Source organism: Pelosinus sp. UFO1, assembly GCF_000725345.1.
In the GTDB taxonomy this organism is placed as follows: domain Bacteria; phylum Bacillota; class Negativicutes; order DSM-13327; family DSM-13327; genus Pelosinus.
Genome location: NZ_CP008852.1, coordinates 3,495,345 through 3,507,494, shown reverse-complemented (window position 1 = coordinate 3,507,494; position 12,150 = coordinate 3,495,345). Strand labels below are relative to the sequence as shown.

Annotated in this window: 14 protein-coding genes; 13 read left to right on the top strand and 1 reads right to left on the bottom strand. The window is 40.3% G+C overall.

The genetic code is table 11. From position 1 onward, the window contains the following. Positions 1–101 precede the first annotated feature (101 nt). Positions 102–1,079 carry a DUF4062 domain-containing protein gene (locus UFO1_RS16640; protein WP_038672648.1) on the top strand — a complete coding sequence of 326 codons (978 nt, stop codon included), beginning with the start codon at positions 102–104 and terminating at the stop codon, positions 1,077–1,079. A gap of 664 nt (positions 1,080–1,743) precedes the next feature. Here the strand turns inward: UFO1_RS16640 and UFO1_RS16635 are convergent. Then, entirely contained in the window at positions 1,744–2,085 is a 342-nt protein-coding gene (locus UFO1_RS16635; RefSeq protein ID WP_038672646.1) for a helix-turn-helix domain-containing protein, read from the bottom strand. A 121-nt stretch (positions 2,086–2,206) separates the two neighbouring features. Between UFO1_RS16635 and UFO1_RS16630 the strand changes: the two genes are divergently transcribed. The 12 genes from UFO1_RS16630 (at position 2,207) to nrdG (ending at position 11,787) form a co-directional block, all read left to right on the top strand. Then, complete coding sequence (locus UFO1_RS16630; protein ID WP_038672643.1) at positions 2,207–2,449, top strand: helix-turn-helix transcriptional regulator; 243 nt, start codon at positions 2,207–2,209, stop codon at positions 2,447–2,449. 238 nt (positions 2,450–2,687) lie between these two features. Then, positions 2,688–3,134 carry a PTS sugar transporter subunit IIA gene (locus tag UFO1_RS16625; RefSeq protein ID WP_038672641.1) on the top strand — a complete coding sequence of 149 codons (447 nt, stop codon included), beginning with the start codon at positions 2,688–2,690 and terminating at the stop codon, positions 3,132–3,134. Positions 3,135–3,288: 154 nt separating this feature from the next. Continuing rightward, positions 3,289–3,603 (top strand): PTS fructose transporter subunit IIB, encoded by a 315-nt coding sequence (locus UFO1_RS16620; protein ID WP_038672639.1) that lies wholly within the window; start codon positions 3,289–3,291, stop codon positions 3,601–3,603. After that, a complete protein-coding gene (locus UFO1_RS16615) occupies positions 3,600–4,673 on the top strand; it encodes a PTS fructose transporter subunit IIC (RefSeq protein ID WP_038672638.1) in 1,074 nt (357 codons plus the stop codon). The genes UFO1_RS16620 and UFO1_RS16615 overlap by 4 nt, the downstream gene beginning before the upstream one ends. Before the next feature lie 371 nt (positions 4,674–5,044). Beyond that, the gene (locus tag UFO1_RS16610; RefSeq protein ID WP_038672636.1) at positions 5,045–6,307 is read left to right on the top strand and encodes a class II D-tagatose-bisphosphate aldolase non-catalytic subunit; all 1,263 of its coding nucleotides are present in this window, start codon (positions 5,045–5,047) and stop codon (positions 6,305–6,307) included. Between the two features lie 50 nt (positions 6,308–6,357). After that, a complete protein-coding gene (locus tag UFO1_RS16605; protein WP_038672634.1) occupies positions 6,358–6,867 on the top strand; it encodes a D-glycero-beta-D-manno-heptose 1,7-bisphosphate 7-phosphatase in 510 nt (169 codons plus the stop codon). Between the two features lie 162 nt (positions 6,868–7,029). After that, entirely contained in the window at positions 7,030–7,398 is a 369-nt protein-coding gene (locus UFO1_RS16600; protein ID WP_038672633.1) for a helix-turn-helix transcriptional regulator, read from the top strand. An 11-nt stretch (positions 7,399–7,409) separates the two neighbouring features. Next, positions 7,410–9,956 (top strand): heavy metal translocating P-type ATPase, encoded by a 2,547-nt coding sequence (locus UFO1_RS16595; protein ID WP_051788973.1) that lies wholly within the window; start codon positions 7,410–7,412, stop codon positions 9,954–9,956. Between the two features lie 344 nt (positions 9,957–10,300). After that, positions 10,301–10,600, top strand: a complete 300-nt coding sequence (locus UFO1_RS16590) for a nucleotidyltransferase family protein (RefSeq protein ID WP_038672631.1) — start codon at positions 10,301–10,303, stop codon at positions 10,598–10,600. Further along, complete coding sequence (locus tag UFO1_RS16585) at positions 10,587–10,985, top strand: nucleotidyltransferase substrate binding protein (RefSeq protein ID WP_038672630.1); 399 nt, start codon at positions 10,587–10,589, stop codon at positions 10,983–10,985. The genes UFO1_RS16590 and UFO1_RS16585 overlap by 14 nt, the downstream gene beginning before the upstream one ends. Positions 10,986–11,017: 32 nt before the next feature. Next, positions 11,018–11,224, top strand: a complete 207-nt coding sequence (locus tag UFO1_RS16580; protein ID WP_038672627.1) for a YdbC family protein — start codon at positions 11,018–11,020, stop codon at positions 11,222–11,224. A 71-nt stretch (positions 11,225–11,295) separates the two neighbouring features. After that, entirely contained in the window at positions 11,296–11,787 is a 492-nt protein-coding gene (nrdG, locus tag UFO1_RS16575; protein ID WP_038672625.1) for an anaerobic ribonucleoside-triphosphate reductase activating protein, read from the top strand. Positions 11,788–12,150 lie beyond the last annotated feature (363 nt).

The window sequence follows — 12,150 nt, the reverse complement described above, 5'->3', positions numbered from 1 at the left end:
TTTAATATGACAATATTGCTGATATTTTAAGTAGGAATTTATTGGTTATTGTTGAACCTTACAGATATGAATTGATTTTCTAAAATGAGGGGTGGACGAATTTGAAAAAATTGCAGATATTTATATCTTCTACGTATACGGACATGCTAGAAGAACGGCAGGCGGCAGTCGAGGCCATATTAGAAGCAGGACATATTCCTGCTGGCATGGAATTGTTCTCTGCTGGAAATAGCTCTCAAATTGAAACTATTAAGAGATGGATAGAAAGCTCGGATGTTTATTTATTAATACTGGGAGGACGTTACGGAGCAATTGAGTCAAATACGCAAAAAAGTTACACCCAACTAGAATATGAATATGCAATAGAGAAAGGTATTCCTGTTTTTGCAGTGGTAATAAAGGATGGTGCATTGGAAGCGAAAGTGAAGAGGGATGGCCCTTCTGTAATCGAAATGAACAATCAAACTAAATATAAAGAGTTTAAAGAACTAGTTTTAAGTAAAATATGTGAGTTTTTTGATGATACTAAAGATATTAAGCTTGCTATTCATAAAACCTTAGTAGAGTTTCAAAGGCAATACAAATTTGCGGGTTGGGTATCTGGACGTGAAGTAGAAAATTACGATAACTTAGAGAAAGAAAATAGAGAGCTGTTAAAAGAAAATAAAGCTTTACAAACCCAGTTAAAGAAACATATGAATAATACAAATAAAAAACAAGATGAAGAGCAATTTTCTAAAATAAAAGAAGCATTAGGAAAGATCTTGGTACAACTACCGGAAGAATTGTCGGAAAAAAAAGAAAAAGTGAGTGTAGAACATATTTTTGCAGTATTTCACGATCAGTTTGCCATTGGTGTTGATAATCAATCTGGCACTTCAAAGATTTCATTTTTTTTGTTTTCCCAAGTTGCTCCTCACTTGATGAAATTTGGGTTAGTAGAGAAAGCAAAGGTTCCTCAAAGAGTTTTTTGGGAGAAGATACATACTTCAAAATTAGGATATGAGTTTTTGCAATACTGTGCCTTGAATCCAGAAAGTGAAGGCACGAAGAAAGTAGTTAAGAAAAAGGCTAATTAGTTGTCGTGATTGCTCATTATGATATTGAGTGGCTTATAGTTTTTACGTACTCTGTTTGGTATAGATAAAAATACAAAAACTTATAAAATATTATGTCATGTATAGTTATAATCAGAGTTGCAGTACCAGCTTTTTTTTAAGGAATTTATTTACAGGTAAAAAGAACATGGCTATAAAAGCCCGTTTTACAAGGGCTAACTCTATAATTTATTTGCGGTAGTGGCGGAACGGCAGACGCACCAGCTTGAGGGGCTGGTGCGTAATGTGAAACATTATTAATTATGATATGTGTAAATTCAGTGACACCATTTCGGATGATTGGGGTGGTAGAGGTCAAAGACAATTACTCTATTTAATTGTCTTGACGAATAGGCTACTTCTATACAGCTTATTACACATTTTCAGCCAATTATTTTGATGCCACGGAGTTGAAATTTGACATCAAAATGACTTTTTAATAAATGCAGAGAAGTATTATAAAATCAACATTTGCATTGGTTTGTAGTTGCTTAAATATTCTCTATCGAGCTCAAGGGCAGTTGACATCGAAGAGGTCTGGAGTAAAGTATTCTATTTCCACTTCTTTGGTTGCGTACAAAATGGAGATATTAAAAATCCAATATCATCAATATTCATTCTAAAACCAAGATATACGAGAAACCTGCTACTTATCAGTAGCAGGTTTTTTAATGCCATGTTTGTAAAGAATAAATTCTTTTGCCATATCTATTTCTTTTCTGATATGTTCTGGTAAATTGTCCATTCCATTATCATCGTGAGTAGCTGTTCTTAAATCAGATTCGTAAGTGAAAAAATCGGGAAGAGAAATGTCCAAACCTTTACATATCTTTTCGATAGTTGAGACTTTAGGACTTACGTTCTTGCCTTTAATAATATCTGCTAAAGTTGATTGTGTCATATCAGATAAAGCAGCTAATTTGTTTATACTTATACCTTTTTGATCACATAATTGCACAATTCTATCAGCAATTTTCAACAAAAGCACACCCTTCTTTTTAACGATATTTCGTTAAAAGTATAACATGAAATTATTTAAAACTTATAACGTAAATACGTTGACAAATAAACGTATTTACGTTATATTTTATATGGGAGGTGGAAATTAAATGGGCGAGAGGCAAAAAATAAAATTTGGACAGATTCTAAAAAAGATAAGAGCTGCTAAAAAAATATCGCAGACAGAGCTGAGCAAGAAAACAGGATTTCCCCAAACGACAATTAGTGATTGGGAAAATGATAAATATCTTCCCGATGTTATGGAGGGATTAATACTTGCTAGAGTTTTAGGAGTAACTCTAGCAGATTTGTTAGATGGAGACTTCAATTTCCCAAAACTTAAAGCTAACTAAGGAGGTGATTAATTGTTCTCCAATAGACAATCTTTCAACTCAATACATGAGGCTGTGAGAAAATTAAGGTATGGTTTTTATTTGGTAACGGAAGGAGGTATAAGAAAATAGTTAATTTATCTCGTCTACCTATAGTATATCGAAAAGAAAACACGAAATCCATTTTTGTAGACAATCTTTAAAGATCTTCTTATATCATTGTATTAGTAAAAATAAGATGACTGGGGATAGGAAAAACATGATCATTCATGAGTCACTTATCGCATTAAACTTGCAGTCAAAAAACAAAGTTGAAATCATTGAAACCTTAGCACGAAAAGCGAGAAAGCTTGGTCGGATTCGTAATGTGAAAGGGTATATGCAGGCCGTGTTTGCCCGAGAAGAGTTATTTTCGACTGCCATCGGCTATGGTATCGCCATTCCTCATGGTAAAAGTAGTTTTGTGGAGGTTCCCTTTATTGCTTTCGCTAGAAGCCAAGAAGAATTTCTCTGGGATAGTAGATCGGAGCATAGGGTTAGACTGATCTTTCTCATTGGCGTACCAGAGGAGCAAGCCAACGATCTACATCTAAAGATCTTAGCCAATATTAGTAGAGGGTTGATGAATGACTCTTATCGGGAAAGGTTGTTACAAGCTACAAGTGTAGTTAAAATAGTCGCAATATTCAGCGAAATGGGGTTGTGAATAAAGGGATTTTAACGAACCACAAATACACAAAGAACACAAAGTAATTAATGAGTATATTTTCCTCGTGTTTCCTTTGTGTTGCGTGGTAACGCAATTGCGCCTTTGTGGTTCAAAAGATCGTAATGTTTTGCAATAAGAAGGAGGGAGTATTTTGAAAATCATTGCTGTATGTGCATGTCCGACGGGGATCGCTCATACGTATATGGCCCAGGCTGCTTTGGAGAAAGCTGCAAAAGCTATGGGACATGAGATCAAGATTGAAACCCAAGGAGCTATGGGAATTGAGAATGAGCTATCTGCTAAGGAGATTGAAGATGCTGTTGTTGTCATCTTTGCCGTGGGCGTGAATGTGGAGGGGGAAGAACGGTTTATTGGGAAACCATGTATCACGGTGGAAGTGGGCAAAGCCATTGAGAATCCCTTTGGTGTCATTGAAAAGGCAGAAAGTAAGGGGGCGGTATTATGAGTGAAATGTTGATGGAAGAATTTAAAAAGGTGAAAAATCATCTGATGACAGGGGTTTCCTATATGATTCCCTCCGTAGTCGTGGGTGGTATTTGCATTGCGGGCGCTTTGGCAACGGGGACACCGGGAGCCAAAGGAATGGAGATACATAGTGCCTTAGCCAATCATATCTTGAACATTGGTGTTGCAGGTTTTACGTTAATGATTCCTATCTTGGCTGGTTATATTGCCTATAGTCTTGCAGGTAAGCCAGGGGTTGTTCCTGGCATGATTGGTGGTTATCTGGCAAATCAGCCCATTGCCGACAGTCCCTATAAAGCAGGTTTTCTAGGTGCGTTGGTTATGGGGCTTTTTGCTGGTTATATTGTGAAATGGATCAAAGGCTGGAAGGTTCCTAGTTACTTACGTCCTGTAATGCCTATCTTTGTTATTCCTATATTAAGTTCCTTAGTTGTTGGTCTTACTTATATTTATTTACTGGGACAACCCATTGCCTCTGTCATGGGCGGGATTGCCGATGGTTTGAAAAGCATCAGTCAGCAAGGGGCTGTCGTCATCGCCATTATTACTGGTCTGATGATTGCTTTTGATATGGGGGGCCCTGTCAACAAAACCGCCTGCATGTTTGCCTTTGGTCTCATGGCGGAAGGGGTATATACGGTCATGGGACCTATCGGCATAGCCATATGTACGCCTCCCTTGGGAATGGGGTTGGCGACTTTGCTGGCAAGGCGAAAATACAGTGAGGAAGAAATTGAAGCAGGGAAAGCTGCCTTAGCCATGGGGATGATTGGCATTACGGAAGGCGCGATTCCTTTTGCCGCTGCCGATCCCTTGCGGGTATTACCTTCCATCATGACGGGATCTGCTGTTGGTGCGGTTGTCGGTGCTCTAGGTCGAGTAGGAGATCATGCCCCTCATGGTGGCCCGATTGTATTGCCAGTGGTTGATAATCCTGTCTCTTATATATTGGGGATTGTTGTTGGTACTGTCGTCACAGCACTCCTAGTCAATTTATTAAAGGCAGATATTGTTAAGGAATCAGAGAAACGGATAGAGATTGCCCAGTAGCGGGAAGAGAACTTCTTTTCCCTTAGAAACATATTATGTAGTTATACACTAAATAGTTTTGAACCACAAAGATACAACGGACACTATAGAACGAATCTTCTTTGTGTGCTGCGCTAGCGGCATTGTGCCTTTGTGGTTCGGAAAATAAGAGGAGAGTACACGATGCAAAAAATGAATCTGCGGAAAGTCATTGATAAGATGTTTATCTTGGAAGAGTCTGGTTTCCAGACAACATTGCTAGGTATGAATTTGTACACTAAATAGTTTTGAACCACAAAGACACAAAGGACACTATAGAACGAATCTTCTTTGTGTGCTGCGCTAGCGACATTGTGCCTTTGTGGTTCGAAAAATAGGAGGAGAGTATCACCATGCAAAAAATGAATCTGCGGGAAGTCATTGATAAAATGTTTATCTTAGAAAAGACTGGTTTCCAGACAACCTTGCTTGGTATCGGGCCTATGTCTAAAAATCTGATTATCGCTTCCTTAGAATTGGCGAAGGAAAAAGATTTTCCCATCCTGTTTATCGCCAGCCGAAACCAAGTGGATGCCAAAGAATTGGGTGGCGGTTATGTATGCAACTGGGATCAACGAGGTTTTCAAGAGGATATTGCTCAGATTGCCAAAGAGGTCGATTTTACAGGTCTATATTATCTCTGCCGGGATCATGGCGGACCTTGGCAGCGAGATAACGAGCGGAGTAGTCATTTACCCGAAGCCGTTGCCATGGAATTGGCGAAACGGTCGTATATTGAAGATTTGCTCAATCACTTTGACCTACTGCACATTGATCCCACCAAAGATCCTTATGTCATGGGAAAATCCATTGACATGGAGGTCGTCATTCAGAGAACCATCCAGCTGATTGAATATGTGGAAATGGAAAGAAAGTGGCGCAACTTACCGGAGATTGGTTATGAAGTGGGTACGGAAGAAACCAATGGAGGGCTAACCAGCCAAGAGAGTTATGAAATCTTCATTCGGCAATTGACCAAGGAACTGCTAGTAAAAGGACTTCCTATACCCGTATTCATCGTGGGGCAGACAGGAACTTTAACCAGATTAACGGAAAATGTAGGAGAGTTTAGCTATCATAGTTCAAAGATGCTAGCGGATACTGCCAAGAAATATGGCGTTGGTTTGAAAGAGCATAACGGGGATTATTTAGAGGACTATATTATCCTTGATCATCCATCCTTAAGCATTACCGCCATGAACGTGGCACCAGAGTTTGGCTATATTGAGACAAAAGCCTATTTAGAACTGGTTCGCTTAGAAGAAAAGGAATATGACAATGGCAGATTGAAGGACAAGTCTAACCTGAAGGCCGTTATGTCCCGAGAAGCGGCTAATAGTGGTCGGTGGAAAAAATGGCTGGTTGGCGAGAAGGTACACCTATCGGTAGAAGACATTCTAGAGGACGCTGGGCTGAGAAATAAAGTATGTGAAATCTGTGGTCATTACACTTATGGGCATAAAGATGTCAAAAGAGAAATAACAATACTATATGCGAACATGGGAGTTTTAGGAATTGATGGCAATCGTTATGTTTTAGATAAGATCAAAAACTCCATTGATCGCTATGTGCAATGTTTCAATTTGCAGGGTTTAACTAGCAAGCTGCTAAATTAGAATTGATATGTTGCTAAAACTATGAGCTTTAAGAGTGGGAGGGTGAGGGTGTGAAGAAACAGCCAGCTGTATTTTTTGATCGTGATGGGGTACTGAATGTAGACAAAGGCTATATTTCCAAGCGGGAAGAAATGGTATGGATGCCTGGGGCGATAGATGCTATCAAGCTGTTGAATGATAAGGGCTATTTTGTCTTTGTTGTTACCAACCAAAGCGGTATTGCCAGAGGCTATTTTCAAGAAGAAGATGTGTATGAATTCCATAGCTATATGGCAGACGAGGTGGAAAAGCAGGAAGCTGTCATTCATTCTTTTTACTTCTGCCCTCATCATCCAGAAGGGATCATAGAACCGTATTCTACAGTTTGCAATTGCCGTAAGCCTTTACCAGGACTCATTGGGCAAGCTTGCCAGGAATGGCCCGTTGATCTAAGTGCTTCTTTTCTAATTGGTGATATGCAGCGGGATCTTGACGCAGCCAAGGGAGCTGGGATCCCCGGATATCTGTTTTCAGGTGGTAACTTGTATGATTTTGTCCAGGATATTTTGAACAATAGATAAGGGAAAACTAGGTGAATGGAAGTTCTAAATCACTATGGAGTAGTAGCTCTGTGGTGATTTTTTCTTTTATCTCTAAAAATCTAAATATTACTATGTACTTTTTAAGAAACATGACATATAATAACATATGAACAGGTATTCATATGTTGGAGGTATAACGTAATGTCTGATGCTAATTGTACAATTGATACGTGTGAGCAATTGTGTGAACATCCGCAAGTAATATGTGTAGCGAAGAAGGAAGCCATTCCAGATATAGAAGCCCAACAGGTCGCTGAATCCTTTAAATTATTGGGGGATACAACGAGAGTGAAGATGCTGCATGCATTATCCAAAAGAGAACTTTGTGTTTGTGATTTAGCAGCAGTTGTTGAAATGGGCCAGTCTGCTGTTTCTCATCAACTGCGCTTATTAAGAAGTGCCCGTCTAGTCAAGTACCGTAAGGAGGGCAAGATGGCTTGGTATTCCCTAGATGATGGGCATATTGGCCTATTACTCTCCCAATGTATTGAACATATTCAACATAGATAGGAGGCCGTGGGATGACGAAGAAAGAGAGTAGTTGTCAGAGTGGCTGTTGCTCTGGCGAAGTGATAGAATCCGTTGCAGCTTCCAGTTGCGGTTGCTGTACTGAACAGGCGGAAACGGTTGAACAGGTTGCGGCAGCTAGTTGTGGCTGCTGTACTGATAGTGAGAGCTTACCGCAAGCAAAACCCCAGTCTGACGAAGGCTGTAATTGTTGCGCCTCTGTAGAGGGCGGGAATATGGTAACAAACAATTATGCCATTGAGGGGCTAGATTGCGGAGATTGCGCTGCCAAACTGGAAAAGGGCATTAAGAAAATCAAGGGTGTAGTTACTGCCCAAGTGATTTTTGCATCCGCCAAAATGAAAGTTACCTATGATGGTAGTATGGTGGATACAGATCATATCACGAAAGCCGTTAGTGGCTTTGGCTATTCGGCAACACTTGCGACAGTAGGATCAGGTCTTCGTAAGACAGTCTTTATCGTATCGGGTCTTGATTGCGCCGACTGTGCCGCAACGTTAGAAAAAAGACTTCTTTCCCTGTCAGGGGTTCATTCTGCACAGGTTAATTTCGCCACAAGCAAACTTATCATAGAACATACGATAAGTGAAGCAGAGATTATTAAGACAGTTGAGCAAGCTGGGTATAATGCAAAGCGGGAAGGTAAGGGGAATCAATCCCTAGACAATAAGGCTACCTGGTGGACCAATCGACGAACCCAAACAACAGTTGTATCTGGTATACTCCTTGTAGCAGCGACAATAATGGAATGGTTTGGTGTCAGTGATAGTGTAATCATTCCTTTGTATATTGTGACAGCGATCATTGGTGGTTATCATACAGCGAAAAGTGGTTTTTATGGCCTGCGCTCGTTGACTTTTGATATGAATTTTCTTATGACGGTAGCGATCATCGGTGCATCCGTGATTGGTGAATGGGCCGAAGGTGCTACAGTAGCCTTTCTGTTCTCCTTTGGTAATACTCTGCAAACCTATACAATGGATAAAACTCGGCAATCCATACGGGCTTTGATGGAACTGGCTCCACCGGAAGCGATCGTTCTTAGGGACAATGAAGAGCTAAGGTTACCCATTGAGGAGATTGTGGTCGGTGATCTTGTTATTGTAAAACCTGGTGAAAGAATCCCGATGGATGGTGTTGTAAGAGAAGGGATTTCGGCAGTAAACCAAGCTACCATTACAGGGGAATCCATACCTGTTGAGAAAACGGCTGGCGACACCGTATATGCAGGTACTGTGAATGAGCATGGAGCGCTAGAAATTGAAGTTACGAAAATAGCCTCCGATTCTACCCTTGCCAAAATCATGCACTTGGTGGAGGAGGCACAGGCCCAGAAGGCTCCATCCCAGCAATTCATTGATGTTTTCTCCAAATATTACACGCCTATCGTTTTGATTGCTGCTGTCGGTATTATGGTGATTCCTTGGCTGTTCTTTAGTCAGGCGTTTGCTCCCTGGTTTTATAAAGGGCTTGTACTTCTCGTCATCTCTTGCCCTTGCGCTCTGGTCATTTCAACCCCTGTTTCTATCGTATCCGCTATTGGGAATTCATCCAGAAACGGTGTATTGATCAAAGGGGGGGCCTATCTTGAGGAGATGGGTGCGATTCAGTCTATCGCTTTTGATAAGACGGGTACGTTAACCTATGGACGTCCGGTTGTCACTGACATTATGCCAGCAGATGGTATTACCGAGGAAGACTTCTTAGCTACCGCTGCTTCGATTGAAAAATTGTCGGAACATCCTTTGGCAGCCGCTATCGTAGAAAAGGCAAAGGGTCTTACCTTAAAGCCAATCGCGAATTTCACGGCATTAGTTGGTCTTGGCGCACAAGCGGATGTTGATGGAAAAACAGTATATATTGGGAACCAGCGTTTGTTTGAAGAATTAGGTTTAGAACAATCTCAGTATGAACAAGCTGTCATGGCGCTCCAGCAAGAAGGTAAAACAGTAATGCTGATGGGAACCAAAGAAAGGATTCTAGGTATGATCGCTGTTGCGGATACCCTTCGTCATAACAGTGCCAATGCCATTGAGGCATTGCGCAAAGCCGGAATTAAACACGTGGCCATGCTGACAGGCGATAACCAGAACGTAGCTGGTTCTATCGCTGAGAAGTTAAAGCTTGACTCCTTCTACAGTGAGTTGCTGCCAGAAGATAAAGTAAACGCAGTCAAAAAGATCATTAAGGAATATGGCAGTGTAGCCATGGTCGGTGATGGTGTAAACGACGCTCCCGCCTTAGCAGTAGCCAATATTGGGATTGCCATGGGGGTAGCAGGTTCGGATACTGCTCTTGAGACAGCAGATATTGCCCTCATGTCCGATGATCTTGGAAAACTTGCTTATCTTATCAAACTGAGCCGCAAGACAGTAGCGATTATTAAGCAAAACATTGGCTTTGCCATCTTAATCAAAATTGTCTTCGTCATCCTCACTTTTGCCGGGTATGTCAACCTATGGCTTGCCGTATTTGCCGATATGGGTTCTTCCATACTGGTAACCTTAAACGGCATGCGCTTGATGCGCAAACTCAGGTAATACTAGTAAAAGTCCTGTTACATTCTGTATGAATGTAGCAGGACTTTTTGCGTTGTAAGGGAACTAAATAAAATAAAAGGAAGCTTTTTGGAGGTCCTAACATGTGGATGCCAAGAGAAACTACGGAGTTAATGAATTCGCCGTGGAGCATATTATTTTGGATCATTTCAATTGGAATTACGATAGGGTCATGCGAGTATAGGAAGAAACGTAAATAGGGGTACAATAGACCTATTTACGGATATACTGATAAATAAGCTCCTAGTTAAAGGGGATATTTCAATAATAACAGTGAACTATAAAAAAGTAAGAATAGGGCTTTGCCGAAAGGAAGAATGATCTAAATGATTTGTGCATTGAATGAGACACTTATTCATTCAATACAGGCTATTGGTGAAAAATATGCAATTAGTCGAATTGTTCTTTTTGGCTCACGGGCAAGAGGTGATAACAAATCAACTAGTGATATTGATCTTGCAGTGTACCCTTTGCCGGAATTTATGAGCAAAGGATATTTTTCCAGTGACATTGATGATCTTGCAACGCTTTTTAAAATAGATGTAGTTTTTATAAACGATCATACCGACATTAAATTAGTAGAGAATATAGAAAAAGAAGGTGTGGTTATCTATGAGCGATTATAAGCAAAAATTTGAGAACTATAAGAATGCACTCAACAGATTAAATGATGGTATTATGAAATTTGACCAGACAAATGATTTGGTGCGGGATGGCTTAATTCAACGTTTTGAATTTATTTTTGAGCTTGCTTGGAAAACACTGAAAACTATCTTTGATGAGGAAGGACTTACAGGTCTTAATTCTCCCAAAACAGTACTTCGTGAAGCGTTTTCTGCAGGGCTGATAGAAAAAGATGAAGTATGGCTGGTTATGTTAAATGATAGAAACACCACTGCCCATATATATAATGAACAAGCGGCAATCGAAATATGTAGTAAAATTATCACAGAATATGTGTGTGAATTTAATGAGTTGAAAGAACAGATCAAAAAGAGAATGGAGATCTAATTGAGAAATTGTAATCGGTAGGAGGAATTTACATGGCGGAAATTAAGTTTGAAATCACGGAACACATCGGAGTGTTATCGGAATCAGCCAAGGGCTGGACGAAGGAACTGAATCTCGTAAGTTGGAATGAGAAACCACCCAAGTATGATATTCGGGAATGGTCACCAGATCATGAGAAAATGGGGAAGGGTATTACCTTGTCCAAAGAAGAAATGGCGAAGTTGAAAGAACTATTGTAAAATGAATAGTAAGAAGAAGGTTTTATACTTATATCATTCGTAATTTATAGGGTTGAATCGAGGTAATAACAATGAAAATTCGTTTGGCGTCGCCCATAACCATAGATTCGGTTGTGGATGGCAAGGGTTTGAGAACGGTCATTTGGTGTCAGGGGTGTCCTCATAACTGCGAAGGCTGCCATAATCCTGATACCCAGAATTTTATTGCTGGTTTTGAACAAGAGGTTGATGAATTGGTTGAGTCTATTGTTAAGGTACAGTTGCAGTCAGGGGTCACCTTTTCTGGTGGCGAGCCTATGATGCAGCCAGTTAGCTGCGCCGCAGTGGCAGAGCAGTTAAAAGCAAGAGGTGTGAATATCTGGTGTTACACTGGCTTTACCTTTGAGGAACTCATCAAGAAACCAGACTGTTTACAATTTTTGCAGTACATTGATGTATTGATTGATGGAAAGTTTGATTTGGCATTGAAGAGTTATGATTTGGTGTTCAAGGGATCAGCCAATCAGCGTGTTATCGATGTGCCAGCCAGCTTACGGCAAGGCTCCGTTGTATTATTTGCATAGAGTTTTTGGACGAACCTGACAAAGGTTCGTCTTTTTCTCGGAATCAGAAAGTATAAGTTTTTTGGGGTAAAACCATTGAACCACAAAGACGCAATGCTGCGGTGCAGCACACAAAAGAGTACGTTAAACACAGAGAACACAAAGATGCACAAAGAACACAAAGACATTTTTATTCTACCCCTCTGTGTTCTCCGTGTCCGCGTAAGCGGCTTTGTGTCTTTGTGTTTCAAAACGTCTATCTTTTAAAAGGACGCGTAGCGTTTTTCTTATTTACATAGTGACATTATCACAAGTTAATCACAGGGAAAATACAAAATGTCTTGCAACATTTCAAGAGGATGGTATAATACAGGTATAGATGTA

Excerpts from the sequence above, each read along its gene's own strand:
- UFO1_RS16630 (WP_038672643.1), top strand. The coding sequence starts at position 2,207 with ATGGGCGAGAGGCAAAAAATAAAATTTGGACAGATTCTAAAAAAGATA.
- UFO1_RS16585 (WP_038672630.1), top strand. The coding sequence starts at position 10,587 with ATGAGCGATTATAAGCAAAAATTTGAGAACTATAAGAATGCACTCAAC.
- UFO1_RS16625 (WP_038672641.1), top strand. The coding sequence starts at position 2,688 with ATGATCATTCATGAGTCACTTATCGCATTAAACTTGCAGTCAAAAAAC.
- nrdG (WP_038672625.1), top strand. The coding sequence starts at position 11,296 with ATGAAAATTCGTTTGGCGTCGCCCATAACCATAGATTCGGTTGTGGAT.
- UFO1_RS16615 (WP_038672638.1), top strand. The coding sequence starts at position 3,600 with ATGAGTGAAATGTTGATGGAAGAATTTAAAAAGGTGAAAAATCATCTG.
- UFO1_RS16610 (WP_038672636.1), top strand. The coding sequence starts at position 5,045 with ATGCAAAAAATGAATCTGCGGGAAGTCATTGATAAAATGTTTATCTTA.
- UFO1_RS16600 (WP_038672633.1), top strand. The coding sequence starts at position 7,030 with ATGTCTGATGCTAATTGTACAATTGATACGTGTGAGCAATTGTGTGAA.
- UFO1_RS16595 (WP_051788973.1), top strand. The coding sequence starts at position 7,410 with ATGACGAAGAAAGAGAGTAGTTGTCAGAGTGGCTGTTGCTCTGGCGAA.
- UFO1_RS16580 (WP_038672627.1), top strand. The coding sequence starts at position 11,018 with ATGGCGGAAATTAAGTTTGAAATCACGGAACACATCGGAGTGTTATCG.
- UFO1_RS16590 (WP_038672631.1), top strand. The coding sequence starts at position 10,301 with ATGATTTGTGCATTGAATGAGACACTTATTCATTCAATACAGGCTATT.